24 protein-coding genes are annotated in these 24,141 nt (G+C 62.2%); 12 read left to right on the forward strand and 12 right to left on the reverse strand.

From position 1 onward, the window contains the following. Positions 1–2: 2 nt before the first annotated feature. Genes SO140_RS13055 through SO140_RS13070 form a run of 4 tightly spaced genes read right to left on the reverse strand, consistent with a single transcriptional unit; the run spans position 3 to position 4,245 of the window. A complete protein-coding gene (locus tag SO140_RS13055) occupies positions 3–1,613 on the reverse strand; it encodes an ABC transporter substrate-binding protein (RefSeq protein WP_498542647.1) in 1,611 nt (536 codons plus the stop codon). After that, on the reverse strand, positions 1,576–2,424 hold the full coding sequence (locus SO140_RS13060; protein ID WP_498542648.1) for an ABC transporter ATP-binding protein: 849 nt from the start codon (positions 2,422–2,424) through the stop codon (positions 1,576–1,578). The genes SO140_RS13055 and SO140_RS13060 overlap by 38 nt, the downstream gene beginning before the upstream one ends. A gap of 1 nt (position 2,425) precedes the next feature. Further along, positions 2,426–3,196, reverse strand: coding sequence for an ABC transporter permease (locus tag SO140_RS13065; protein ID WP_498542649.1), 771 nt, complete (start codon positions 3,194–3,196; stop codon positions 2,426–2,428). Beyond that, a complete protein-coding gene (locus SO140_RS13070) occupies positions 3,193–4,245 on the reverse strand; it encodes a taurine ABC transporter substrate-binding protein (protein ID WP_498542650.1) in 1,053 nt (350 codons plus the stop codon). Before SO140_RS13070 ends, SO140_RS13065 begins: the two co-directional genes overlap by 4 nt. A 326-nt stretch (positions 4,246–4,571) precedes the next feature. Here SO140_RS13070 and SO140_RS13075 point away from each other — a divergent pair, with 326 nt between their 5' ends. After that, a complete protein-coding gene (locus tag SO140_RS13075; protein ID WP_498542651.1) occupies positions 4,572–5,573 on the forward strand; it encodes an alpha/beta hydrolase in 1,002 nt (333 codons plus the stop codon). A gap of 305 nt (positions 5,574–5,878) precedes the next feature. Further along, positions 5,879–6,175 (forward strand): DUF1330 domain-containing protein, encoded by a 297-nt coding sequence (locus tag SO140_RS13080; RefSeq protein ID WP_498542652.1) that lies wholly within the window; start codon positions 5,879–5,881, stop codon positions 6,173–6,175. A gap of 35 nt (positions 6,176–6,210) precedes the next feature. Here the strand turns inward: SO140_RS13080 and SO140_RS13085 are convergent, their stop codons facing one another. Next, on the reverse strand, positions 6,211–6,708 hold the full coding sequence (locus tag SO140_RS13085) for a DOPA 4,5-dioxygenase family protein (protein ID WP_498542717.1): 498 nt from the start codon (positions 6,706–6,708) through the stop codon (positions 6,211–6,213). A 236-nt stretch (positions 6,709–6,944) separates the two neighbouring features. Between SO140_RS13085 and SO140_RS13090 the strand changes: the two genes are divergently transcribed. After that, positions 6,945–7,262 carry a chorismate mutase gene (locus SO140_RS13090; RefSeq protein WP_498542653.1) on the forward strand — a complete coding sequence of 106 codons (318 nt, stop codon included), beginning with the start codon at positions 6,945–6,947 and terminating at the stop codon, positions 7,260–7,262. 26 nt (positions 7,263–7,288) lie between these two features. Here SO140_RS13090 and SO140_RS13095 read toward each other — a convergent pair whose 3' ends face one another. The 3 genes from SO140_RS13095 to SO140_RS13105 all read right to left on the reverse strand — a co-directional run bounded on the left by SO140_RS13095 (position 7,289) and on the right by SO140_RS13105 (position 9,466). After that, entirely contained in the window at positions 7,289–8,101 is an 813-nt protein-coding gene (locus SO140_RS13095; RefSeq protein WP_498542654.1) for a class I SAM-dependent methyltransferase, read from the reverse strand. A 32-nt stretch (positions 8,102–8,133) separates the two neighbouring features. Continuing rightward, entirely contained in the window at positions 8,134–8,652 is a 519-nt protein-coding gene (locus SO140_RS13100; protein WP_498542655.1) for a nuclear transport factor 2 family protein, read from the reverse strand. A gap of 304 nt (positions 8,653–8,956) precedes the next feature. Continuing rightward, positions 8,957–9,466 carry an Lrp/AsnC family transcriptional regulator gene (locus tag SO140_RS13105; RefSeq protein WP_498542656.1) on the reverse strand — a complete coding sequence of 170 codons (510 nt, stop codon included), beginning with the start codon at positions 9,464–9,466 and terminating at the stop codon, positions 8,957–8,959. A 470-nt stretch (positions 9,467–9,936) separates the two neighbouring features. On the opposite strand from SO140_RS13105, the gene SO140_RS13110 reads away from it, so the two are divergent. Beyond that, positions 9,937–11,160: an acyl-CoA dehydrogenase family protein gene (locus SO140_RS13110; RefSeq protein WP_498542657.1), complete on the forward strand. Its 1,224-nt coding sequence runs from the start codon at positions 9,937–9,939 to the stop codon at positions 11,158–11,160. A 13-nt stretch (positions 11,161–11,173) separates the two neighbouring features. Further along, positions 11,174–11,521, forward strand: a complete 348-nt coding sequence (locus tag SO140_RS13115) for a DUF3088 domain-containing protein (protein WP_498542658.1) — start codon at positions 11,174–11,176, stop codon at positions 11,519–11,521. Between the two features lie 99 nt (positions 11,522–11,620). On the opposite strand, the gene SO140_RS13120 is transcribed toward SO140_RS13115, so the two are convergent. The 4 genes from SO140_RS13120 to SO140_RS13135 are packed head-to-tail and all read right to left on the reverse strand — an operon-like array spanning position 11,621 to position 15,518. Then, a complete protein-coding gene (locus SO140_RS13120) occupies positions 11,621–12,568 on the reverse strand; it encodes an ABC transporter ATP-binding protein (protein ID WP_498542659.1) in 948 nt (315 codons plus the stop codon). Beyond that, positions 12,546–13,550, reverse strand: coding sequence for an ABC transporter ATP-binding protein (locus SO140_RS13125; RefSeq protein ID WP_498542660.1), 1,005 nt, complete (start codon positions 13,548–13,550; stop codon positions 12,546–12,548). Before SO140_RS13125 ends, SO140_RS13120 begins: the two co-directional genes overlap by 23 nt. A 1-nt stretch (position 13,551) precedes the next feature. Then, positions 13,552–14,529: an ABC transporter permease gene (locus tag SO140_RS13130; protein ID WP_498542661.1), complete on the reverse strand. Its 978-nt coding sequence runs from the start codon at positions 14,527–14,529 to the stop codon at positions 13,552–13,554. A gap of 2 nt (positions 14,530–14,531) precedes the next feature. Continuing rightward, on the reverse strand, positions 14,532–15,518 hold the full coding sequence (locus SO140_RS13135) for an ABC transporter permease (protein ID WP_498542662.1): 987 nt from the start codon (positions 15,516–15,518) through the stop codon (positions 14,532–14,534). A 199-nt stretch (positions 15,519–15,717) separates the two neighbouring features. Here SO140_RS13135 and SO140_RS13140 point away from each other — a divergent pair, with 199 nt between their 5' ends. The 7 genes from SO140_RS13140 to SO140_RS13170 all read left to right on the forward strand — a co-directional run bounded on the left by SO140_RS13140 (position 15,718) and on the right by SO140_RS13170 (position 24,037). After that, complete coding sequence (locus SO140_RS13140) at positions 15,718–16,920, forward strand: LLM class flavin-dependent oxidoreductase (protein ID WP_498542663.1); 1,203 nt, start codon at positions 15,718–15,720, stop codon at positions 16,918–16,920. Between the two features lie 447 nt (positions 16,921–17,367). Continuing rightward, on the forward strand, positions 17,368–18,957 hold the full coding sequence (locus SO140_RS13145) for an ABC transporter substrate-binding protein (protein ID WP_498542664.1): 1,590 nt from the start codon (positions 17,368–17,370) through the stop codon (positions 18,955–18,957). A 163-nt stretch (positions 18,958–19,120) separates the two neighbouring features. Beyond that, positions 19,121–20,470, forward strand: a complete 1,350-nt coding sequence (locus SO140_RS13150) for an LLM class flavin-dependent oxidoreductase (protein ID WP_498542665.1) — start codon at positions 19,121–19,123, stop codon at positions 20,468–20,470. A 25-nt stretch (positions 20,471–20,495) separates the two neighbouring features. Beyond that, complete coding sequence (locus SO140_RS13155; RefSeq protein ID WP_498542666.1) at positions 20,496–21,581, forward strand: aliphatic sulfonate ABC transporter substrate-binding protein; 1,086 nt, start codon at positions 20,496–20,498, stop codon at positions 21,579–21,581. Then, positions 21,578–22,423 carry an ABC transporter ATP-binding protein gene (locus SO140_RS13160; RefSeq protein WP_498542667.1) on the forward strand — a complete coding sequence of 282 codons (846 nt, stop codon included), beginning with the start codon at positions 21,578–21,580 and terminating at the stop codon, positions 22,421–22,423. Before SO140_RS13155 ends, SO140_RS13160 begins: the two co-directional genes overlap by 4 nt. Beyond that, positions 22,420–23,280, forward strand: a complete 861-nt coding sequence (locus tag SO140_RS13165; RefSeq protein ID WP_498542668.1) for an ABC transporter permease — start codon at positions 22,420–22,422, stop codon at positions 23,278–23,280. The genes SO140_RS13160 and SO140_RS13165 overlap by 4 nt, the downstream gene beginning before the upstream one ends. Then, on the forward strand, positions 23,270–24,037 hold the full coding sequence (locus SO140_RS13170) for an ABC transporter permease (RefSeq protein WP_498542669.1): 768 nt from the start codon (positions 23,270–23,272) through the stop codon (positions 24,035–24,037). Before SO140_RS13165 ends, SO140_RS13170 begins: the two co-directional genes overlap by 11 nt. Positions 24,038–24,141: the final 104 nt, after the last annotated feature.

The following is a 24,141-nucleotide window of genomic DNA, read 5'->3' on the forward strand; positions in this document are numbered from 1 at the left end:
GGTCAGCGGTCGAGCCAGGCGTCGGAGAAGTCTCCGGCCGTCAGGTCGACGCTGTTGTAGAGATCGCGCACGCGCGCATTGCTGACGAGGGCCGTCTCCAGCGCCACCAGGGGCAGAGCGGGCAGATCATCGCTGGCGATCTTCTGGATTTGCCGGAATTGATCGGCCCGCCGCGCCTCGTCAGGCTCGATACTGGCCTGCCGGAACAGGTCATCGACCGCCGGATTGTTGTAGTGGGCCGCGTTGACATAGGGCAGCGGGTGCTTGATCCCGTCGGACCAGTAGATCCGCTGCACGCCGACCGTCGGATCAAACAGCAAGCCCAGCCCATTCAGGTTGATGTCGAAATCGCGGTCGTAATAGACCCGCTTGATGAAGGTGCCGAGATCGCCATCGAGGATGTCGACGCGGATGCCGGCGCGACCGAGCGCGGACCGCAGATAGCCGGCGGTCGCCTTGAAGGCCGCGCCCGGGATGAAGGTCAGCTTCAACGCAAACCGGATGCCGCCGCTGCCGCGCTTTAGTCCGGCCTCGTCGAGAAGGCGGTTCGCTTCGTCGAGATTGAAGGGATGATCGAAGCTCGTCGGGTCGAAATAGGACGAGAGCACTTCGGGGATCGGCGAACGGATTTGGCTGGCATAGCCGTAATAGATCCACTGCCGGATGAAATCGCGATCGATCGTGCGCGCGATGGCGTGCCGCACGGCGCGTTGGGCGAGGTACTGGTTGTCGAGGCTGAACTCGAGCACTGCGGCATTGTTGAGATAAGCGTCCCGCTGGGAGGAAACGACGAACTTCCCGCCCTCAGCCAGGCGTTTTACGTCGGCCAGAGAGAGGGTGCCGCTAACGTCGGCCTCTCCGGTTTCGAGCGCTGCGGAAGCCGCGGCGGGATCGGCGACGAATTTGACGACGACGCGATCCAGATAAGGCCGCTCGGGCCGCCAATATTGCGGGTTACGGCGCAGGCTGATGTGACTGCCGCGTTTCCATTCCTCGAAGATAAACGGTCCGGTCCCGATCGGTGCGTTGTTGTTGGCGCTGCCGTCGAGATTGTCGCCCTGATAGGCGTGACGCGGAAGGATGGGGGATTCTGCGGCTGAGAGTGCCTTCAGGAAATAGGGCGTCGGCTTCGACAGCTTCACCACAGCGGTCAGCGCATCAGGCGTTTCCACGCGATCGAGATTGGCGAAGCTGATCCGGCCGCGCGGCCCCACCTTTTGCAGGGCTTGGAGTGAGAACTGGACGTCGGCGGATGTGAAATCCGCACCATCGTGCCATTTGACGCCCGGGCGCAGGGCGAAGGCGTATTCGAGCCCGTCTGCGCTGACGTTCCAGGCCGTTGCCAGCAGCGGTCGCGGTGTGAAGTCTGCGCTGTAGGTCAGAAGGCCCTCAGTGACCTTGGTGCTGATATTGCGTGTGTTTGTGTTGGTGTCGAACAGGGGAACGAGCGTTCGCGGCTCTCCTTGCGTGACGACCGTCAGCGTGCCGCCGCGCCGTGCCTCGGCCGCGCGCACGGGCGCGCCGGCGAGCGGCAGCGCGAGCACGCCGGCCCCCGCTTGCAGGACGCGTCGCCGATCAATGATACGGCGGGTTCGATCGTTGGTCGTGACCATGTGACAAGCCTTCCAATGTTGTACGTTGAGGGCGTGCGGCCTGCTCGCGCAGCGTCGCCAGGATCGACCGTTTCAGCTCGCCGAACGAAGGCGTCGCGATGATCTCCTGGTAGGTGCGCGTCCGCGGATAGGGAACCACGATCTCCTCGACGATGCGGCCGGGACGGCCGCTCATGATGGCGATGCGATCCGACAGGAACAGCGCTTCTTCGATGTCGTGCGTGACGAACAGCACGGTGGAGCGGCGTTGTTCGCGCGCGGCCAGCAGCAATTCTTGCATGGCGAGCCGGGTCTGGGCATCCAGTGCTCCGAATGGCTCGTCCATCAAGAGCAGCAGCGGCTGCGAGATCCAGGCGCGGGCGATCGCGACGCGCTGGCGCATCCCGCCGGAGAGTTCATAGACGGCGTGATGCTCGAAGCCGCGCAGCCCCATCATCTCGATCAGCTCTTGCGCGCGCGGCCGGTACTCGGACGCAGGGCGTCCGGCCAGGCGCGATGCGAAGGTGATGTTGTCGATGACCGACAGCCATGGGAATAGCGTCGCTTCCTGAAATACGATTCCGCGATCGGGCGAGGGGCGTCCGATCGGCTTGCCGGCGATCGTCACGCGTCCCCTTGTGGGTTGCTCGAAACCCGCCAGCAGGTCGAGCACGGTTGATTTGCCGCAACCGCTGGGTCCCAGCAGGCACACGAATTCGCCTTCGGCCACGTTCAGTGAAAGGCCATCAAGTGCAACGGTCGTGCGCCGGGCGCGGCGGTCGTCAAAGCGCTTTTCGATGGTCTCAAGGACAATGAGTGGAGGGCTCGTCATCTCAGGCGCACCCCGACCAGGGTGCCACCCAGCGCTGCAGTCCGACCAGCACGAGATCCAGCGCGTAACCCGTGCCACCGAGCAGGACTATGCCGAGCATGACGACGTCAGTGCGCAGATAGGCGCCGGCGTTGACGACCATCCAGCCGATTCCGGCGTCGGAGGCGATCATCTCGGCTGCAATCAGCGTCGTCCAGCCGATCCCGAAGGATAGGCGCAGCGTCACGAACAGTTCGGGCAGGATGTGGGGCAGGATCACGTAGCGAAACAGCGTCAGACCGTGGGCACCGAGCGCCCGGCCGGCACGGATCCGCTGTCGCTGCACCGTGCCGACCGCGGCCGCCGTTCCGACGATGATGCTGAGCGCGGCGGAGATGAAGATCAGGAGAACCCTTGAAGTCTCGCCAATGCCGAACCAGAGGATCACGAGGGGGATCAATGCCAGCATCGGGAGCGGCCGCAGAAACTGCACGAACGGGTCGAGCACGGCGCCAAAGCCTGGCGCCGTTCCCATCGCAAGCCCGAGCGGCACGCCGACCAGGGTGGCGATCGCAAACGCGCCCAGCGCACGGGCGAGGCTGAGCGCGAGATGCTGCCAGAGCGGCGTCCCGCGGTAGCCGTCCCGGACCAGATCAATCGCGGTCGTCACGATCTCGGACGGCGGTGGAAGCAACAGCGGTTCCACCAGATGGCTGCGCCCGGCGATCTCCCACGTCAGCGTGACGACGGCGACCGCAGCGAATCCGATCAGAAAACGACGAATGGCGTTCAAGACGGGAACGCGCGCCGCAGTAGGGCGTAGTTCACTGCAGGGATGAATGAGGCGGGAACGTCGTCGCGCTTGATCTCGCCCGTCTCGGCCAGGAACGCGGCGGCATCGCCGAGCGACTTGATGAGCGGCGCGTCCTTTGCGGCACCCGGTCCATCGCCCCAATATTTCGGACCAAGCTGATCCTGGAAGGTGGGATAACGCAGCCCGGCCAGCGTGTCGCGCACGGCTTCGAACGGGGCGCCAAAATCCTTCGCCAGAATCCGCGAGATGCCTTCCGGATCGGATCGGTATCGATCGAACTGCGCCTGAACGGTCTGCAGCCAGGTGACCACGGTCTCTGGATATCGCTCGGCGAATTCGCTCCGCACCACGGCACTGTTCCAGACGAAGATGCCCGAGGGCTGCAATTGTTCGGAGACGAGCAATTGCTGGCCGCCGTCCGCCAGAAGCTCCGCCCAGAAGGGGCCGTTGATATAGGTCGCGTCGATATCGCCACGCTTCCAGGCGGCGATCGTGTCCGGCTGGCTCAGCGGCAGGCGCTTGATCTTGCCGGCGTCGAGCTTGTTGATACGGATCAGTGCTTCCAGCGCGAAGGCCATCGTGGAGGAGGGCGCAACCGCGATGCGCTTGCCCTCGAGATCCCTGAGTGTGGTGATGCCGGCCTTGGCGACCAGCCGCTCGCTGGTGGCGACGATCTCCGGCGAACCCAGGATTTGAATGGGCAGTTTTCGCGACAGCCCGGCCACGATCGGTGTGTTGCCGAAGATCGCGAAGTCGATCTGCTTGGCGGCGAGCAGCGACAGGGCAGGTCCGCCTGACGGGAAGGGCACCCACTCGACCTTGGCGCCGAGCGCCTTGTCGAAGCTGCCGTCGGTCTTGCCGACCACCCAGGCCCGTGCGGCGGTTAGATAGCCGATGCGGACGACATCGGGCTTCGCGACGCTCTCTGCGCGGCCGTGTCCCGCTGAAAGTGACAACGCGCCCGCGCCGAGCCCCAGCCGAAGCACGTCACGTCGTCCCAGCCTGCTTGCGCGAATGTTCGTCGTCATGATGCACCTTCAACAATGAAGGCGTGCAGATCGTCACCGTGGCGGCGTCGAGTCAATCTCGTCCGGAAAATAAGAAATTCATTTCAGCGTGCACCTGACCGATGCAATGAATTACGTTTCGGCCGCGTGTCGTGAATGAGTTTCATCCTTCAAAAGCGCGCCGAAAACTGCGCTGACGAAATTCACTATCTGCCGATGGGGCAGAGCTGAATCATTCTCAGTACGTGCGACTATTTGGAATTGACGATGACGAGTGCGAACGCCGAAATGCGCCAATAGTTGGCCGCAGAATTCCGATGAAATCGTCGGGCCTTGAGGAAGTTCACATGAAGCACTTGTTGTTGTCGTCGCTGCTGGTATCGCTCTCGGCTGCGTGGTTGCCGGCATCGGCCAAAGAGCCGCGTCAACTGGTCTCGCAGGACTATCATGTCGCGTCTGCAACGCCAGGCGTTCAGATTTTCCTGCGCAACAAGCGGCCGAAGGATCTGACGAAGTTCGAGGCCTCCCGCACGGTCCTTTATGTTCATGGCTCGACCCAACCGTCGGAAACCGTGTTCGATCTCGCTCTGGGGCAGGGATCCTGGGCGGATTACATCGCAGCGCAAGGTTACGACGTCTGGCTAGTCGACGTCAGAGGCTATGGCGGATCGACGCCACCCACAGATCAATCGAAGCCGTTTGCGACGACCAAGGAGGCGGTCGAGGATTTCGGTGCTGCGGTCAACCACATCCTCGCCGAACGCAAGATCTCGAAATTGCAGCTGATTGGCTGGTCCTGGGGAACGCTGATCGCCGGCAGCTACGCGGCCGCACAGCCGCAACTTGTCGCCGGACTGGTTCTGCTGGCGCCGCCCTGGCTGTCGTCGTCGGGCGGCAATATCCCGGAGGCGGCCTGGCAGGAATGGACCAGCGACACCGCGCTCGAGCGCCTTCAGACCGGTGTTCCGGACGGGCAGGCCGAGGCGATCTTCCCGCCGGCATCGAAGAAGATCTGGGAGCAGGCCCTCCTCGCGGTCCAGCCGGATGCCAGGGCGCATAATCCGCCGCGCTTCCGCTCCCCGACCGGCGTCGTTGCCGATGGCGCCGAGTACTGGAGCGCTAACAAAGCGATCTACGATCCCGGCAAGATTTCCGCGCCGACGCTCATCATTCGCGGTGAATGGGATGAATTGACCCCGCTCAGCCAGTCGCAGGCGCTGTTCGCCCTGCTACGCAATGCGCCCGTGCGCCATCTGATCGAGATTCCGCGCGCGACGCATTTCGTCGAGGTCGAGACCGGACGCGATGTGCTCTTCCGCGAGGTGCAGAGTTTCCTGGACCGAAACTGAATGGGCGTGTAGCAATGTTCCGGCCGTGTCTTCGGCCGCAATATGTGATGGTTGGCTGGGTTCGCAGTGAGCTTCAATCGCGAGCTCGTGTCCGGTCGCGCCGTCCTCGCTGCTAACATTGTCGGCGATGGCGCTCCGGTCGTCTTTCTCTACACTGGTGTGGCCGACAGGCGGATGTGGTCGGCCCTGGCCGGCCGAGGTCTCGGCTCTGATTGCCGAGTTCGTCGATCGTCACCTTGGCGGGCTCAACTAGAGCTGCACGATACCGGGACCCGATTGACTCGATCACATCTGGCGGAGAGACGATGATGAAAGCGTTTGTCGTTGCAGCCGAAACAATAACGGATGAGCCCACGTTCTCGGAATATCGACGCGCCGTTCCTGCTACGCTCGAGGCGTTTGGCGGACGGTTCGTCACGCGTGGCGGTCAGTTGACGCGACTGGAGGGGGAGTGGCCGCACTCGCGTCTCGTGATTATCGAATTCCCGTCGCGTGAAGCCGCACAATCCTGGTATGGCTCGGCGGAGTACCAGAAGATCATAGGACTTCGGTTGAAGAGCTCGAGCGGAAATCTCGTCATCGTCGAGGGCCAGGTGGATTAGGAGGCCATCCCGGATCGAACTTTGATCAATCAACATCAAGGTGCGAGGTTCGGATTCGTGTTGGGGACGATCGCAGCTTCTGCCTCAGCATTTTCACGCAGCGGCTCGGCGTTGATCTCGAGGATTTCACCCAGCCAGATCGCATGCTCCAAATGGTCGGATCGCGGATGCCCCGTGTCAGGATGGACTAGCACCGCAAGCCCGCGCCCGTTGATCATTAGCCACGGCACAAATCGTTGGAATTCGGCGACCGCGAACGCGACCTGATACATCGGTCTCGTGTGAGGGCCAATCAGGCGGTCGTGCCAGCGTCCGACCAAGACCGAGAACCGCTGTGCGATCTCGTCGCGGAGAATCTCGGCAACCCGGCGCTGCTCTGGGCCGTCGAAATAGATATGAGCATGATAGCCGCGGATCGTCGCGATTGATTGGACAGTCATGGAGCGCTCCCGCACAAGCGAATGGTTAAACACTACAGGCAATGTAGCCGATGCAGCAGCGCCGATTGCGTCACATTGCAGAGGCAGGGTCATCTGGACCAAAGAGAATGCTCTCCGGCATGGCCGGCCCAACTCGGAGCATGACGAGCGTTGCATATGGACCAATGATGACCTTGAGGCTTGCGCTCAGGCTCTGAAAGGAGCATGGGACCACGGTGCGCGGCGACCTTCGCCCCAGTGCACGCCGCCGAGCTGTTGCCTTGCCTTGGGCCCATCTCAAATCTAGGTTAGCCTGTAAGAGCCGCACGTGACCGCCGGGACCGAGATAAATGGAAACTCAGCCAGAACTGCAAGCTCTTCGCGACAGCATTGACAATCTGGACGCAGCTTTGGTCCACATCCTCGCAGAACGATTTAAGTGCACCCAACGGGTGGGAGAACTGAAAGTCCGCCTTGACCTGCCGTCTTCTGACGCGGCTCGCGAGGGACAGCAGGTAGAGAGGCTCCGCTTACTTGCGCGGGCCGCCAACCTGGACCCGGACTTTGCCGAAAAATTCCTCGCTTTCATCATCAAGGAAGTGATTCTCCACCACGAGATTGCGCGTGTCAGAGCCGCTCCGGCGGCTGACCTCCCGTTACCGACTTGATCTGGAGTTCAGCCGAGTCGCCCCAATTACTCTTTCCGCGCTCTCAATGAGAGCGATAATGGAAAGCGGGGATGTCCATCAGGAAGGCGCCAGCGACCGTCGGATGTGGGCATCATGATCGGCAAAGCTTGCCAGGGAAGCACCTCATGTTCATGGAACATCTTGATTGTGAGTCCGGCGCCAATCAACGCCTCCATGATCGCCGACAGCGGGTGTATCCACTCACGCGTCGATTGATGTGTCATGACGGTTGCATCGCCGGTGTAGGTCGTTTCGCTCGTGAATTCGAGAGGACGATTGCTGGGCGTTTGATAATCAAAGACTGGCTCGAGCCTGCCGTCCCGCGCCTCCATGACCAGAAAACTCGGGTGTGCGTCGGCGAAATACAGATCCCCGCCGGGCGCAAGCACAGCCGCAATGACGCGTGCCCAAACGGTGAGGTCCGGCAGCCAACAAATGGTTCCCCAGGTACTGTAGACCAAGTCGAATGGTCCGGGCGCCAGCCGAGGCGCTTCATCCACGCGCCCTTGCACAAAGTCGGCCTCGAGCCCTGCGTCTTCAGCGAGCCGTCTCGCAATGCGAATTGCTTCGGCAGAGAAATCGAGGCCGGTGGCGACCGCGCCCAGTCGAACCAGTCGCAGCGTGTCGGTCCCGATGTGGCATTGGAGATGAAGAACCTTCTTTTGCGAAATGTCGCCGAGCTCGGCAGCCTCGATTGAATCCAGTCTGTCTTGGTTAGATCGTACGCGATCAAGACGATAGAACCCCGTCGCATCGCGCGCATGGATAATCGCGCGTTCATCCCAGTTGCGTCGATTTATCTCAATCGGATCGCTCATGATAAAGGCTGGATATTCCCCAAAGGAGAACCTCAGGTGTCCTTCAGGAAAATGGGATCGATCTCCATTGACGGCGGTGGGGCCGCACTCATGAATACGGGCTCGAGCGTGTGTGATTTGAATCGCCACACATTGTCGTCGTTCAACACGCACTCATTGATCAAATCTGCCACCATCATGGGAGGATTTGACTGACGCGTGGATGGATAGGTCAGGCCGCCATAGAAAACGATGATGCCAACTACTGTCGCGGAGCGATCGCAGCTCGAAGCGACGTGCAGATTGGTGACCAGGTGGCGCACCGCCTTCACGCCGCTGATTGCCAATTGATCCACTGCCTTCTCGCCGATTTGGCTGGCGCGCCACTCATAAAAGGCCCGAATTCCTTCACGTCCTTCAAACCGGTTGTGACCCACGATCTTGACGCCGTCCGGCGTGAAAAAGTCATGGGCCGTGCGACCGTCGTTGAAGTCGACGTCGTACCAATATCTCACCTCGAGACGGTGAAGAGCGTGCCAGAGAAGGAGGTCGTCGTGGGGCGTCGTTGGCATCCAGATGACTCCGGAGAGCTGGTGGCTCCGCTGCCCCCTTGTCCGCGAGCAGAACCGATGGAACGCTAATGCAGTGTTGCGAGGTTCGCGAGGTTAATTTCCCATCGCGCTATGCTCCGACGATGGCATCATGCAGGTGTTTTGCCCGACGTGTCAAACGGCTTTGCCCGATGCGTTGTGGTGCGCCCACTGTCGATCGTGCAAGCCCTTGATCCGACAAGCCGCGGCTACTGTGCATGGGGTTGTTTGGAGCCGCATTCACTCCGCAGCGGAAGGTAGAGCGTAGTTACAACAGGGATGCCGCTCAATTGGCCATTTCGGCCGGCACCGGCAAGGCCGTAATCGACTTGATCTTTTCCATTGCAAAGCGGGAGGTCACGTTCTTCAGCGGAACCGAGTGGATCAGCTTCTTGTAGAAAATGTCGTAGTGCTGCATGTCCGGAACGACAACGCGCAGCATGTAATCGACGTCACCGGCCATACGATAAAATTCCATCACCTCGGGCATGGCGCTCACGGCTTCGGCGAAGCGTCTCAGCCAGCCATCCGAGTGGTCGGCGCTCTCCACCGATACAAAGACGGAGAGGTCGAGGCCGAGCCTGTTCTGGTCCACCAACGCAACGCGCTTGAGGATCACTCCGCTGGCTTCGAGCCGCTGGATTCGCTTCCAGCAGGGCGTGGATGACAAGCCCACCCGGCCGCCGATCTCTGCAACCGAAAGCGACGCATCCTGCTGCAACACGGCCAGGATCTTGCGATCAACCGCATCGAGGCGCCGGCCGGTGTCAGCGAATTGTAGCGAAGCGTCGGTCATGTTTGGCACCTCGTTGTACGGGAAAGGTAACTGGCAGGTCTGACTATCCCCGCAGCTGAGGCGGGATAGATGAAAATACCACGGTAAAACTGCCGCTGAACATCGCCGTCTGCTGTAGCCGAACGATTTGCCAGATTCTGCTGCACCGTTCGGCGGCGAGAGCAAAAGAATCTCCGAGGCCGCTCGATGAAGAACGTTTGTGATAGGTGCCGGCGAAGGTTGCATCGCAATTGAATCATTCGCCTACAGTCGAACGAATTCTTCTTTGACGTCGAGCCCGGCGGGAAGCTTCGCCTCTCGCGGTGCAAATATCCGAAATTGCCAGAAGCGCAGTCTCGCGCGATCTTTCGCGTTGCGCTGCCGCTGCAAGACAGCGCTGGAATTGATTTAAAGGCGAGCAGAGGCTTGGTCCGACAAGCATTCGCTGCCCGCACGATGCAGATGGGTTCGAGCGCGATGAAAGGATGATCATGTCGCAGATCGATCTCGCCTGGGGGAGTGGTCCCTCGGCACGCTATGAAGCTCTCGCGGAGCCCTTCCGACCGCTGTTCAGGTCGATAAGGGAAGGAGCCGTCGCGCGCGATACGGAGCGTCGTCTGCCCTATGACGAGATTAAGGCCCTGCGCGAGGCGGGCTTTACCGCCGTGCGTGTACCGAGAGATTTCGGCGGCGCGGGAGCCAGTCTTCCGGAAGTGTTCAATCTCCTGATCGAGCTGTCGGAGGCCGATTCCAATGTCACTAATGCGGTCAGGTCGCATTTTGGTTTCACCGAGGACGTCGTCAACTCGTCCAATGCCGCGCGTCGTGAAACCTGGTTGCGTCGGATCGGCGAGAAGACATTCTTTGGAAACGGGCACAGCGAGGTCGGTGATGCCAAAGTTCAGGCGTTTTCGACGACCGTTTCGAACAGGAACGGTCAGCTGATCCTGAACGGCAAGAAATATTACACGACCGGGACGCTGTTTGCGGACTGGATCAATGTCGCAGCCCAACACGAGAATGGCGATCCAGTCGCCGTGGTGGTCTCGCGTCATGCGCCGGGTGTCGAGGTTCTCGACGATTGGGACGGTTTCGGTCAGGCCCTGACCGCGAGCGGAACGACCTTATTCACCGATGTTCCGGTAGAAGGAAATCAAGTCGTTCCGGTCAACGAGCGTTTCAAATATTCTAATCCGTTCTATCAACTCGTTCATCTCGCAACGCTCGCTGGAATTGCTCGCGCGGCGGCCAATGATGTGTCGGCACTGGTCAGGAAACGCACGCGCGTGTTTAGTCATGGAAATGCCAATAGCGCGGCAACTGACCCTCAGATTCTCCAGGTGATCGGTCGGGTGCGTGGCAACGCCTATTCGGCTGGTGCGATCGTCCTGAAGGTCGCGGAATCGCTGCAGCGTGCACACGAGGCGCATCTCGCGCGCGATGCCGATCGAATCGCGGCTACGATCGCAATCGCCGAGATCGAGCTCGACCAGGCGGTGACTGTGGTGTCGGACCTCGTGCTGGAGGCGACGACGATCATCTTCGACGCACTTGGAGCCTCTTCGACGGCGAAGAATCTGGCGCTCGATCGCTACTGGCGGAATGCCAGGACGATCGCGACCCACAACCCACGCGTCTACCGGGATCGCATTGTCGGCGATTTCGCCGTCAATGGAACGCCTCCGCCCGGACAGTATCGTATCGGGACACCGTGAGAGGAGAACGGCCATGAGTGGAGATAGGCTATTCCTGTTGAAACCGGGATTCGAGGATCCGGCGGAGCCCGGCAGATTCTTCGTCTGCCCTCATTGCAACGCGATCGAGGGACTGCTGGCCTCATTCCCGGGATTGGCAACGCAGATCGAGGTTCAGCGGCTGCCGTTTGCGCGTCCACGCACGGAGATCGTCGAGCTCCTGGGCGAACAGCATCAATCGCTTCCGGTTCTGGTCTTCGATGAGACCAAGCCCGTTCCTGAAGATGCGGACGTGGCTAACGGCCGGCGCTTCATCGATCAATCGGAACGGATACTTCGGTATCTCGCCGATCGTTACACGTTCCCGCATATCCATCGCTAAGCCGGGGCTCAAAAAAATCGCGGCCGGCCGGCCACCGTGTTGGCACGAGCCATCGTCCCGAAGCGTCAGCATGGATATGGCTGCGTAGCTGAGTTCGGGTTAGCTCGCCGGAAGCTCGGCGTGATGGCAGGCCACGCGCTGGCCCGACGGGCTGGCGCGTAGCGCCGGATCCTGCCGCGCGCAGAGCTCGGTCGCCAGCGGACAGCGCGGTCGAAAACGGCAACCGCTGGCCGAATTGCGGGGGTCCGGAAGGTCACCTGGCAGGGGCGCCGCATAACGGCGACGGGCCGGGTCTGGCACCGCGTCGATCAGGGCGCGGGTATAGGGATGCAGCGGGTTCTTCCAGATCTGCTCGTGAGTGCCGGCTTCGACGATGCGCCCGAGATACATCACCAGAACCCGGTCCGACAGATAGCGCACCACCGAAAGGTCGTGCGAGATGAACAGCAATGACAGTTTCAGCTTGCGCTTGATGTCGGCCAGCAAATTCAGGACCTGGGCCTGCACCGACAGATCGAGCGCGGACACGGGTTCGTCGCAGATGATCAGGTCTGGCCCCAGGATCAGGGCCCGCGCGATGCCGATCCGCTGGCGTTGCCCGCCCGAGAATTCGTGGGGGTAGCGCGATGCGGAGTCTTCCGGGAGGCCGACTTGCGACAGGATCTCCCCGACGCGCTGGCGCCGCTCGCGGCGCGATCCAATACGATGGACATCCAGCGGCGCGCCCAGGATATCGCCGATCGTCTGCCGCGGATTGAGTGATGCGAACGGATCCTGAAACACCATCTGCAACCGTCGACGGTAGCTCCGCAATTGCGTCTCGGGCAGCGTCGTCAGATCGGTGCCATCGAAGGTGATGCTGCCGGCAGACGGTTCGACCAGCCTGAGAATGGTCTTGCCGAGCGTCGACTTGCCGCAACCGGATTCGCCGACCAGCCCGACCGTCTCGCCGGGCGCGACCTCGAGCGACACACCGTCGACCGCATGGACCGGCGTCGAGCCAGATCGATAGGTTGTCCTGAGATCAGAGACTGACAGCAGCGTCATGGATCGCACCGTGAACTGAATTGGCGGGTTCGGCATGGCAGGCGACACGTCGGCCGGGCGCCGGCTCCCGCTCGTGCGGGAATTCGGTCCGGCAGGGCGCGAACCGCTGCGGGCAACGCGGGGCGAACGGGCAGCCCGTTTGCGCGGCGGCAGAGGCGATGCTGCCGGGTATCTCGGACAATCGGGCGTTTCTATAGTGCAGCCGATCATGCAAGCGCGGCGATGCCGCCAGCAGTCCCCGTGTATAGGGGTGCAGCGGACGCTGGAACAACTCGTCGGGCGAGGCCTCCTCGACCTTCCGGCCGGCATACATGACGACGACGCGATCGGCCCATTGACCCACGAGTCCAAGATCGTGGGTGATGAGCAGGAGGGACAATGAGAGTTCCCGCCGCAGCCGGTCCAGCAATTCGAGTACTTGCGCCTGGATCGTCACGTCGAGCGCCGTCGTCGGCTCGTCGGCGATGAGGACCTTGGGCCGGCACGCGACCGCAATGGCGATCATGACGCGCTGGCGCATCCCGCCAGAGAGCCGGTGCGGGTAGTCTTCGAGGCAGCGCTCGGGATTCGGGATCTTGACGAGATCGAGCAGCGCTGCCGCCTCGCGCTGCGCTTGGGCCTTGGTCAGCCCGCGATGCAGATAGAGGACCTCGGTGATCTGCCGCCCGATGGTCAGCACGGGATTGAGCGAGGTCATCGGCTCCTGGAAGATCATCGCAATGTCGCGGCCGCGCCGGCGACGCATCTCAATCTCGGAAAGCGCGAGGAGATCTTCGCCGCCGCTCCGGATGCGCCCGGACGCGATGCGTGCGGTCTTCGGCAGCAGCTGCATCAGCGCCAGCGCGGTCAGCGACTTGCCGGAGCCAGACTCGCCGACGATGGCGAGCGTCTCCGCCGGCGCAACGCTGAAGGTCAGGTTTCGCACGGGAGTGGCGTTCGGGAAACCGATCGTGAGGTCCTGGACGTCGAGAAGGGTCGTCACGTCAACGCTCCCGGCTGAAACGAGGATTGAGCACATCGGTTAGGCCGTCGCCGATCAGATTCAGCGACAGCACGGTGAGGACGATGACGACGCCGGGGAGGGCCGTGAGATACCAGGCCGTCCTGATCAACTCGCGTCCCGAACCGATCATGCTGCCCCAACTCACCACGTTCGGATCGCCGAGACCGAGGAACGACAGTGCGGCTTCCATCAGGATCGCGGAGGCCACCATCACCGAGGCCGTGACGATGATCGCCGGCAAGGCATTGGGCAGGATTTCGCGAATCACGATCCGCGTGTGACCAAAGCCGAGGCTCCTCGCGGCCATCACGAACTCTTTCTCGCGCAGCACCCTGAACTCGGCGCGCACCAGCCGGGCGATCGTCGGCCAGGTGACGAGCCCGATCGCCCAGGTCACCGTCACGATTGACGGTTGGGCGATCGCCACGAGGACGATGAGCAGGATGAAGCTCGGGACCGTTTGGAACAATTCGATCACGCGGACGAGAAGGTCGTCAATACGACCGCCGCGATATCCGGCTGTGGCGCCGATGAGGATGCCGACCGTGAGGCCGATTGTGGTGGCGACAAATCCGATCAGCAGCGACACGCGTGCGCCGTGCATCAAGCCTGCCGCAACGTCACGGCCGAGTGAATCGGTTCCGAGGGGAAATTCGAGATCTTGTCCAGGCCAGAGCAGCGGGCGTGCCACCATTCCGAGGGGATCAGCCGGATAAAGCACGGGCGCCAGCGCGGCTGCGACAACGATCGCAAGCAAGAGGAGGCCACCGGCGATGACGGATGGATTGCGTATCAGGCGCCGGAACAAATGCTGTCGCGCGCGGTCCGCATTATCGGCAACGACACGCGTGTCCGGGGCATGGATGTTCGGCCAGTCGGCATTGTCTGGCGCGGGCGCCGGCTTGTCAGTCGTGTTTCGTACGGTCGATGCGGCGGATTGGAGTGCGGTGTCGGTCATGATCAACGGGTCTCGATGCGAGGGTCGAGCCAAGCCTGCACGAGATCGACCGTCATATTGGCGATGATCACGAGCAGGGAGGATAGAAGGAGAATTCCAAGCAGCACGCTGAAATCTCGGCTCATCACCGCCTCGAAGGCGAGCCGGCCGAGGCCTGGCCAGCTGTAGACGGTCTCGACCACCACGGCGCCGCCGAGCAGGCCGCCGAAATGCATGCCAGCGACCGTAGTGACCGGCAGCAGTGCGTTGCGCAGGACGTGGCGCACTGTGATGGCGAACGGCGACAATCCCTTTGCGGCGGCCGTTCGAACGTAGTCCTGGGACTGCGCCTCGAGCATCGCCGCGCGTGCCAGTCGCGAATAGATCGCGATGTAGAACAGCGCGAGCGAGAGTGCCGGTAGGATCATGTAACGCGCTCGGTCCAGCACGGCCGCGAAGCCACTATTGGTCGCGCCGATCGTCGTCGAGCCACCGCTCGGCAGCCATCCAAGCTTGACCGAGAACAGCAGGATCAGCATGAGCCCGATCCAGAACCCCGGGATCGAGTAGAACAACGTAACGATGATCGAGATCACCCGATCCGGCCATCTTCCGGCGAAAGTCGCCATCACGATGCCGAGCGCGATGCCGCCTGCAAGCGCGATGACGAGAGCGGTCGCCATCAAAGTGACGGTGCCGGGCAGCCGCTGGCCGATGATGTCGGCGACGGGCAGATTGTAGCGCGGCGAATTGCCGAGGCTGAAATGCGCGAGATTGTCGAGATAGGCGACAAGCTGCACGAGGACAGGCTGATCGAGGCCGAAACGCGATCGCAAGGCGGCCACCGTCTCCATCGTCGCGGAGCCCGACTCGCCGGTGAGAACATCCGCAGCGTCACCTGGCGCGAGCTGCAGCAGAAAAAAATTGATGATGATGATTCCGATGACGGTCGGGATCGCTTGCCATAGCGTACGACGTAAAGTCTTTGCGATGCGCTGGATAGTCGACATGATTTTTCTAACTTCCGTTGATCGTCGGCAAGATGCTTTTGAGAGTGATGCTGCGTGCGCGCGAGGACAGGGCGGCACTGCGCTGGTCACTTGGTTGACAATGACGAAGGCCGACATCAACCTCGATACACGCGCGTGAGATTGCATCGACACCACCGACGTGTGGCGAATGCCACGCGTCAGCAAGGCGGATATGATCATGACGATAGTGCACAAGCCGGGCGAAATCGTTGGCTGGCCCGTGTTCCCGAGCCCCGCGCAGTTTCCCGAAAGTCCTCTCGCCAAGTCGCTCACGCAGCCCTTGCTGCTCGGCCTGTTTCTGCCGATCCAGGCGGGCGGCTGGAGCGCCTCGACTTTGCCGCGGTCGACGACTTGGACGTTCGACTACAACCGTGATCTGACGCTCGCGGCCGAAGCGTTCGGCTTCGATCTTGTGTTCGCGCTGTCGCAATGGCTGCCGAAGGGCGGTTATGGCGGGGTGTTCACCGGACAGGCGCTCGATTCCTTCATCACGACGGCCTCGCTGGCTGCCGTGACGTCGCGGATCATGCTGATCTCGACCATCCATGTCCTCTATGGTCCGATCCATCCGCTGCATCTCGCCAAATACGGTGCGACGCTGGACCACATCTCGGGAGGCCGCTGGGGCATCAATGTCGTGACCGGTCACCGCGCCGTCGAGCACGAAGCGTTCGGCTGGAATCAGATCGAGCACGACCGGCGCTACGAGCTCGCCGCCGAATTCCTGGAGGTGCTTCAGCGGTTGTGGAGCGACGAGGAGAACTTCTCCTTCTCCGGCCAGTCGCCCTGGCGTCTTAGCAATGCCTTCGTGACGCCCAAGCCGCGGTTTGGCCGGCCGATCCTGGTCAACGCGACCGGCTCGGATGCCGGCATCGCATTTGCCGGCCGCTATTCCGACATCGTTTTCATCACCAGTCCTGCGGGCTCGTCGTTCGAGAGCGCGATCGAGGTGCTGCCGGCGCATGCCCAGCGCGTTAAGCAATCGGCACTCGATGTCAGCCGCGAGGTTCGCACCTTGCTGAACCCCATGGTCGTCTGCCGTGAGACCGAACGCGAGACCTGGCAATACCACGACGCTATCGTGGAGCATCTCGATCCCGTCGCCAGCATGCAGAATTTTGCCAGCGACGCGCACGCCTGGAAGGGGCGCGTCGGTCGCGATGCGCCCAAGCGGCGCGCGATCGGCGGCAACGTCGAGGTGATCGGGACGCCCGAGCAGGTCGTGGAGCAGTTCGTGCAACTCAAGAAGGCGGGGATCGACGGGCTTCAGCTCAGCTTCTTCGACTTCAAACCCGACCTCGATTTCTTCGGCCGGCGTGTGCTGCCGCTGATGGAGCAGGCCGGGCTGCGCCATGCGGTGCCGAAGCTCGAGGTCGGGTGAGCGCAGGCGCATGGGGGCTAGGCCGATGTGGTTTCGCGTTGCGGCTCCGCGGCAACGTGATTCCGGACGCGCGCGGCGGGATGCGATGAGGGCAGGCGTGCCCGTCCGTGCCCAAATATCTCCTCGCGCAGCGTACCCGGCGCGTACTCGGTCTCGTAAGCACCGCGCCTTAGCAACCAGCCAGCGCGAGAATTCATTCATTGCCGGTTGCCCGCATTCGCAAATGTCATCGAGACAATAATTCACCGAAGGATCGGACAATCAATCCCGCGACGTGCCGGATCGCGTAATGAAAATTTTGCTGCTGCACGCGCATCGGCTCGCGCGAACCAGCGCGCGTTGGCGCTTGAAACAACAAAAGCAAATTCTCCGCGCGCGTGCCTAACATGGAGGCGACAAGCAACAGGTGAGACCTGTTGTTGTGAGGCGCAAAGACGGAGAAGCGTGATGGGGCTCGATCGCCGGACGTTCAATGCTGGATTGCTTGCCGCAGGCGCCACCGCGCTGCTGCCGTCCGCAAGAGGTTCGACCAATCCGGTTTCGGGCGGTACCCTGAATTGGGTCTATTATCCGGATCCATCGGCAATCATCGCGATCAACACGTCGTCGGGAACGGGGCAGACGATCGGGACCAAGATCAACGAGGGGCTGCTGGCTTATGATTACGACCTCAATCCCAAGCCTGTGTTGGCGACGTCATGGACGATCAGCGAGGACGGAAAGCGCTACACGTTTCAACTGAGACCCGGCGTGAAATGGTCTGACGGTCAGGACTTCACCTCGGCAGATGTCGCGTTCTCGATCGAACGCCTGAAGATCGCGCATCCGCGCGGCCGCATTACATTCGCGAATGTCGAGGCGATCGAGACGCCTGATCCGCTGACCGCCATCATCGTTCTGTCAAAGCCGGCGCCTTTCCTCATCACCGCGCTGGCCGGGGCCGAATCTCCGATCGTGCCCAGGCACATCTACACGGCGCTGAAGCCGGACGAGCAGCCGAAGCTGGAACAGACCATCGGAACTGGCCCCTTCATCCTTCGCGAATGGGTTCCGGGGAGCCATCTTCTGTTCGTGCGCAATCCCAATTATTGGGACGCGCCCAAGCCCTATGTCGACCGTTTGGTGCTGAAGGTCATCCTGGATCCGGCCGCGCGGGCGGCCGCTCTCGAGGCGGGAGAGGTCGATATTGGAGCGACGCCGGTTCCTTATGGCGACATTGAGCGTTTCAAGAGCGACAAGCGCTTTGTGGTCGACACGGCCACCTATGGCTATTCCGGCCCGCAGCAGCAGCTTTTCTTCAACTTTGACACGCAGCTCTTGCGTGATCGGCGTGTGCGCAAGGCGGTCGCTCACGCAATCGATTTGAAGGCGTTGGCGAATGTCGTGTTCTTCGGCTACGCGCTGGCTTCGCCGTCGCCTGTCAGTACGGCTCTGCCGAAATTCTATGATCCTAAGATCCAGGCATGGCCTTTTGACCCGAAGGCGGCGGAGCAATTGCTTGACGACGCCGGCATTAAGCGCGGCGCAGGTGGCATCAGGGCCAAGCTGAGGTTGACGCAAAATCCGTTCCTGCCTCCGAGCCTTTCAGACTTCCTGCGTAACTCTCTGCGCCAAATCGGCCTCGACATCGAGATCCAGCGCTACGATCTCGCGACCTATCTGAACGTTGTCTACCGCGATCGGGCATTCGACCTCACGGCCGAGAGCCTCTCGAATACGTTCGATCCGAGCCTCGGTATCCAGCGTGCCTACTGGTCGAAAAACTTCCGGATCGGACTGCCATTCTCGAATGCGGCGCACTACAGCAACGAGGAGGTTGACCGCCTGCTGGAGGATGCGGCGATCGAGCCGAATGTCGAGAAGCGGCGGGAGATCTGGTCGAAGTTCCAGTCGACCATTCACGAAGAGGTAGCCTCGGTCGATCTTGTCGCCGCAGGTGGCGTCATCATTGCCAACAAGAAGGTCCGCAACTTCGCGCCGGGCGGCGAGGGGCTGAACGGAAGCTTCGCCGATCTCTGGATCGACCCATCCGCTTGAGGCGAGAAAATCACAATCTTCCGTGCCGGACCGTTTGCGAAGAAGAGGCGTAGCGTCGAGCGTCGCAAGTTTGGAAATCTGTGAGATTGCGCGAAGCGACGGGCAATCGTCATATTGCGGCGCGAGCAGCGTCAGCCAACATTGGTGAGCGGAGAAGCATTGCATGTCACGTCGCAAGGAGAAACTGTCCCTCGGCGCCTTCCTGCTGTTCACCGGTCACCACGTCGCCGCGTGGCGCTCACCTCAAGCCTCCGACAGCCAGTCGCTTGCGGATTTCGTTCAGTTCGCGCGGATCGCAGAGGAAGCCAAGTTCGACGCCGTCTTCCTGGCGGACATGGTCGGTGTCCGCATCGATCGCATTGAGGCGTCCAGTCGCAAAGCGCATAGCGGTGTCTACCCATTCGAGCCGCTGACGCTGCTGTCGGCGCTTGCGGCGGTCACGTCTAGGATCGGACTGGTTGCCACCGTTTCGACCAGCTTCAACGAGCCGTTCAACGTCGCGCGACAGTTCGCCTCTCTCGACCGCCTGAGTGGCGGTCGCGCTGGCTGGAACCTCGTCACCTCGACGGAGGCCTCCGCGGCGCTGAACTTCAATCGCGAAGGCCTCATCCCCCACGCCGAGCGTTACGCACGTGCGGACGAGTTCGCCGACGTGGTGCTCGGCTTGTGGGACAGCTGGGAGGACGATGCGTTCCCGCGCGATCGGGAAAGCGGCCGCTATTTTGATCCGGATAAGCTTCATCTTCTCAACCACCAGGGCCGTCACTTCAGGGTGCGCGGCCCCCTGAACATCCCGCCCTCACCACAGGGGCGTCCCGTGTTGGTGCAGGCGGGCTCGAGCGGCCCGGGCAAGGAACTCGCGGCACGAACGGCGGAGGCGATCTTCACCGCGCAGCAGACGCTTGAAGACGCGGTCTCGTTCTATTCGGACGTGAAGGGGCGGCTGTCGAAATATGGCCGCGACCAGGACGATCTGAAGATTCTGCCCGGCATCTTTCCTGTGGTCGCGGAGAGCGAAAGCGAAGCTAAGGAAAAGTTCGATGAGTTGCAGTCGCTGATCCTGCCCCAGGTCGGTCTCGATTTGCTCGCGGGCTTCCTTGGCGCCCCCGAGATCGTCGATGCCGATCCGAATGGTCCCATCCCGGTCTTGAAGGAGACCGAAGGCGGCAAGAGTCGTCAGGTGCTTCTGCTCGAGCTGGCGCGCCGGGAAGGACTGACGGTGCGCGATCTCTATCTGCGGATCGCCGGCGCACGTGGCCATTGGCAGCTGGTGGGCACGCCCACGCAGATCGCGGACCAGCTTGAAGAGCGCTTCCAGAACTACGGCGCTGATGGCTTCAACATCATGGCGCCGACGCTGCCAGGCGGCCTGACTGATTTCGTCAAGCTGGTCGTCCCCGAGTTGCGCCGTCGCGGCCTGTTCCGCGATGAGTACGAGGGCACGACCTTGCGGGATCATCTTGGTCTGCGCAGGCCGCAACCGGCGCGCCGCCACGCAGTAGCAGCCGAATAGCCGCAACGCTCCAAGGAATGAAGTCATGATCGGAAAACGCGCTTTCTTGCGGTCTGTGCTGGCCGCAACCCTCCTGTCGGCCGGAGCAGCGTCCCCGGGCGTAGCGGCCGACACCATCACGGTGCGGATCGGCTTTGCGTCGGTCGGTGCGGATAACAGGCAATTCTCGGGTGGCTCCTCCGCCGCCGTCGCGCATTCCGAGCACTATCTCGACAAGGAGCTTAGCGACCGGCCGGACGTGAAGGTCGAGTGGTATTTCTTCAAGGGGGCCGGGCCTGCGGTCAATGAGGCCTTTGCCAACAACCAGCTCGATTTCGCCATCCAGGGCGATCTCCCGGAGATTATTGGTCGCGCCAACGGCCTCAAGACGAAAATCCTGATGGCATCCGGCGCCCACGCGCCGATCTATCTGGCCGTGCCGTCCGGGTCGCCGATCCGCAAGGTTGCGGATTTGCGCGGCAAGAAGGTCTCGATCTTCCGGGGCACCAACAACCATCTGGCTGCCGTGAAGGTGCTGGCCGGCAACGGCCTGCAAGAGCGGGACGTGCAGGTCATCAACATGGACACGGCGACCACCAACGCGGCGCTGACCTCCAAGGATATCGACGCCGCCTTCGGCAGTTTCCCGCTGGCGAGCCTGGCCGAGAAGAACATCGCCGAGATCGTTTATGCGACCAAGGGTGACAACCCAGCCTATGAGCGTCACTCCACGCTGATCGGCCAGGACGCCTTCATCAAGGCGCATCCCGACATCACCCAGAAGATCGTCTCGGCGATCGTGCGCGCGGCACGATGGTCCTCAGAGGAAGCCAATCGGGAGGCCTTCTTCGAGATCTCGGCGCGCACGGGTTTTCCCGTCTCGGGCTATCGTTTCGATTTCTCCAATCAGGAACTGAAGTACCGCAACACGCCGATCATCGATGCCTCGATCATCGAGAGCTATCGCTTCCAGGCAAAGCAGGCGAAGGAGTTCGGCCTGCTGCGCCGGGATGTCGACATCGACGGATGGTTCGACCGGTCATTCCTCAACGCCGCTCTCAAGCAGCAGGGTCTCGAAGGGTACTGGAACGAATATGACGCGAACGGGAAGCCGTTGGCAGTAGGGCAATGATGTCTGTGGTGCAATCAGAGGCGGCGCGGGCGGTTGAGGCTCGCCGGAGCGGCGGACACCTCGAGGTCCGCAACGTTTCGCGGTCCTTCGTCGTCAACGGCGATGCTTTCGACGCCTTGAGGGACGTATCGCTCGACGTTGCTGCGGGCGAATTCGTCGTCCTGCTCGGGCCGAGCGGATGCGGAAAGTCGACCTTGTTACGACTGATCGCCGGGCTGGACCACGATTTCGGCGGCAGCATCAGCCAGGACGGCGAGCCTATTGCGGGGACAAGCCTCGACCGCGGCATCGTGTTCCAGGAACCGAGGCTGTTTCCCTGGGCGACGGTCAGGCAGAACATCGCGCTTGGCCTCAAGAACGCGCCGCTCAGCGAACGAGCCAAGAAGGACTCGGTCGCTGCGCACATTTCCCTCGTCGGCCTCGATGGCTTCGCGGAGGCCTATCCGCATCAGCTGTCCGGTGGCATGGCGCAGCGCGCCGCGATCGCCCGCGGTCTCGTCAACCGCCCGCGGCTCCTGCTGCTCGACGAGCCGTTCGGCGCGCTCGACGCGTTGACGCGCGCGCGGCTCCAGATCGAGCTTCAGCGCATCTGGGCGCATGAGAAGATCAGCATGATCCTCGTGACGCATGATGTCGATGAAGCCGTTCTGCTTGGCGATCGCGTCATCGTGCTCGCGCCGCGTCCGGGCCGCGTGGCCCGCATTTTTGACGTGATCGCGCCGCGGCCGCGGTCCCGGAGCAATGACGACCTCGTTCGTATCCGCAACGATATCCTGCGAGCTCTGGGCGACGGCGATGGTAGTTCCGTTGCGCACGACCTGCTGGCCGGAGCAAGCGCATGAGCGATGCAGTCATCCGGTCATCGTCCGGACCGCGCGCCTCCTGGCCCTTCGGCTTCGCGCGCGTTGTTCCTGACGGTGCGAGACAGGCTGTGCTCCGTCATCTGGCCTCGTTCGCCTGGCTGCTGGTTCTGCCCGCCGTGGCTTTGCCGGTTTGGATCGTTGGCGCCGATCGCGGCTGGCTGCCGGAGCAGATCCTGCCGCGGCCTGGCGACGTCCTTCATACGCTGCGGGATATGATCGCCAGCGGCGAACTCGCGCAGCATGCCGGCTATAGCTTACGCCGCGTTGCCTATGGCTTTGCGATCGGCGCGGGCGCAGGCCTTGTCACCGGCTCCGCCATGGGGCTATCGCGCCGCGTGGACGATCATGTGCGTCCGCTCTTTACCGCGATCGCCCAGGTGCCGGCGCTCGCCTGGATTCCCCTGGCAATGCTGCTGCTCGGCATCGGCGAGGGGCTCAAGATCGTGGTGATCGCCAAGGCCGCTTTCGTGCCCGTAGTTATGAACACCAGTGCCGGCATCGCCAACGTGCCGAAGGCATTCGTGGAAGTCGGCGAGACCTTCCGCTTCACGCCCTTGCAGATGCTGCGTCATGTCGTGCTTCCCGGCGCCGTGCCGCCGATCTTCACGGGCCTGCGCTACGGATTAACCCACGCCTGGATCGCGCTGGTCAGCGTCGAGCTGCTGGCCTCGTCCGAGGGGCTCGGCTACCTCCTGGTCTGGGGCCGCCAGATGTTCTGGCTCGACACGGTACTGGTCGCCATGATCGTCATCGGCGTGATCGGCTTTGTCAGCGACAAGGCGCTGGCGGTGATCGAAGTCCGGCTGCAGCGTTGGCGGATCGACCGTGTCAGATAGCACTGCGCTTCGCACCGCGGGCCGCGGGCTGGTCCTTCCGCTTGGGCTGCTGCTTCTGTGGGAGGTCGCAAGCCATTCGGGCCTCGTGAACCGCCAGTTCCTGCCGCCGCTGGAGCATGTCGGCGTCAGCTTCTGGGAAGAATTGAAGAGCGGCGAACTGGTCGAGGCGCTTGCTGCGAGCCTGCGGCGCGACCTTCTCGGTTTCGCGCTGGGCTCGGGCATTGGTGTCCTTGTCGGGCTTCTGCTCGGCCTGTCGCGCATCGCGGACCGCATCTTCACGACATGGTTCAACGGACTGAAGCAGATCGCACTGCTGGCGTGGATTCCCCTGATCTCGCTCTGGTTCGGCTTCGATGAGATAGCCAAGATCGTCTTCATCGCGCTCGCGGCGTCAATCCCGGTCATTCTCAACCTGGTCGAAGGTGTGCACGCGACCTCTTCGAAGCTGGTCGAGGTCGGCGAGGTGTTCCGCTTCAACCGGCTTCAGTTTATCCTCTATGTCTACCTGCCGGCCGCGCTGCCGTCGCTTCTGACCGGCCTTCATTTGGCGCTGATCTATGCCTGGCTTGCGACGATCGGGGCCGAATATTTCATGGCGGCCGGTCCGGGCATCGGCGGGCTCATTATCGCGGGCCGCGAGCGCTTCGACATGGACCTCGTCATGCTCGGAATCCTGGTCGTGGGATCGATCGGCTTTCTCATTGACCGTGGTGCAAGCTGGCTGGAGTGCAAACTCTTACTCTGGCGCAAAGACTAGGTCTTACGCGCGACCGACGCATGCCGCGCTAGGTTCGCGCATCATTGAGTGGTCGCTGCCCGAACGCGCTTACAAGATCGCAGGCCATCTCTGGTGCGTGGCAA

The organism is Bradyrhizobium sp. UFLA05-108, from assembly GCF_059803455.1.

What these genes read in the sequence shown, in the direction of transcription:
- SO140_RS13110 (WP_498542657.1), top strand. Translation starts at nt 9,937, where the DNA reads ATGTCGCAGATCGATCTCGCCTGGGGGAGTGGTCCCTCGGCACGCTAT.
- SO140_RS13085 (WP_498542717.1), bottom strand. Translation starts at nt 6,708, where the DNA reads ATGACCCTGCCTCTGCAATGTGACGCAATCGGCGCTGCTGCATCGGCT.
- SO140_RS13070 (WP_498542650.1), bottom strand. Translation starts at nt 4,245, where the DNA reads ATGACGACGAACATTCGCGCAAGCAGGCTGGGACGACGTGACGTGCTT.
- SO140_RS13115 (WP_498542658.1), top strand. Translation starts at nt 11,174, where the DNA reads ATGAGTGGAGATAGGCTATTCCTGTTGAAACCGGGATTCGAGGATCCG.
- SO140_RS13090 (WP_498542653.1), top strand. Translation starts at nt 6,945, where the DNA reads ATGGAAACTCAGCCAGAACTGCAAGCTCTTCGCGACAGCATTGACAAT.
- SO140_RS13130 (WP_498542661.1), bottom strand. Translation starts at nt 14,529, where the DNA reads ATGACCGACACCGCACTCCAATCCGCCGCATCGACCGTACGAAACACG.
- SO140_RS13105 (WP_498542656.1), bottom strand. Translation starts at nt 9,466, where the DNA reads ATGACCGACGCTTCGCTACAATTCGCTGACACCGGCCGGCGCCTCGAT.
- SO140_RS13165 (WP_498542668.1), top strand. Translation starts at nt 22,420, where the DNA reads ATGAGCGATGCAGTCATCCGGTCATCGTCCGGACCGCGCGCCTCCTGG.
- SO140_RS13120 (WP_498542659.1), bottom strand. Translation starts at nt 12,568, where the DNA reads ATGACGCTGCTGTCAGTCTCTGATCTCAGGACAACCTATCGATCTGGC.
- SO140_RS13060 (WP_498542648.1), bottom strand. Translation starts at nt 2,424, where the DNA reads ATGACGAGCCCTCCACTCATTGTCCTTGAGACCATCGAAAAGCGCTTT.
- SO140_RS13150 (WP_498542665.1), top strand. Translation starts at nt 19,121, where the DNA reads ATGTCACGTCGCAAGGAGAAACTGTCCCTCGGCGCCTTCCTGCTGTTC.
- SO140_RS13145 (WP_498542664.1), top strand. Translation starts at nt 17,368, where the DNA reads ATGGGGCTCGATCGCCGGACGTTCAATGCTGGATTGCTTGCCGCAGGC.
- SO140_RS13135 (WP_498542662.1), bottom strand. Translation starts at nt 15,518, where the DNA reads ATGTCGACTATCCAGCGCATCGCAAAGACTTTACGTCGTACGCTATGG.
- SO140_RS13160 (WP_498542667.1), top strand. Translation starts at nt 21,578, where the DNA reads ATGATGTCTGTGGTGCAATCAGAGGCGGCGCGGGCGGTTGAGGCTCGC.
- SO140_RS13055 (WP_498542647.1), bottom strand. Translation starts at nt 1,613, where the DNA reads ATGGTCACGACCAACGATCGAACCCGCCGTATCATTGATCGGCGACGC.
- SO140_RS13155 (WP_498542666.1), top strand. Translation starts at nt 20,496, where the DNA reads ATGATCGGAAAACGCGCTTTCTTGCGGTCTGTGCTGGCCGCAACCCTC.
- SO140_RS13075 (WP_498542651.1), top strand. Translation starts at nt 4,572, where the DNA reads ATGAAGCACTTGTTGTTGTCGTCGCTGCTGGTATCGCTCTCGGCTGCG.
- SO140_RS13080 (WP_498542652.1), top strand. Translation starts at nt 5,879, where the DNA reads ATGATGAAAGCGTTTGTCGTTGCAGCCGAAACAATAACGGATGAGCCC.
- SO140_RS13100 (WP_498542655.1), bottom strand. Translation starts at nt 8,652, where the DNA reads ATGCCAACGACGCCCCACGACGACCTCCTTCTCTGGCACGCTCTTCAC.
- SO140_RS13095 (WP_498542654.1), bottom strand. Translation starts at nt 8,101, where the DNA reads ATGAGCGATCCGATTGAGATAAATCGACGCAACTGGGATGAACGCGCG.
- SO140_RS13140 (WP_498542663.1), top strand. Translation starts at nt 15,718, where the DNA reads ATGACGATAGTGCACAAGCCGGGCGAAATCGTTGGCTGGCCCGTGTTC.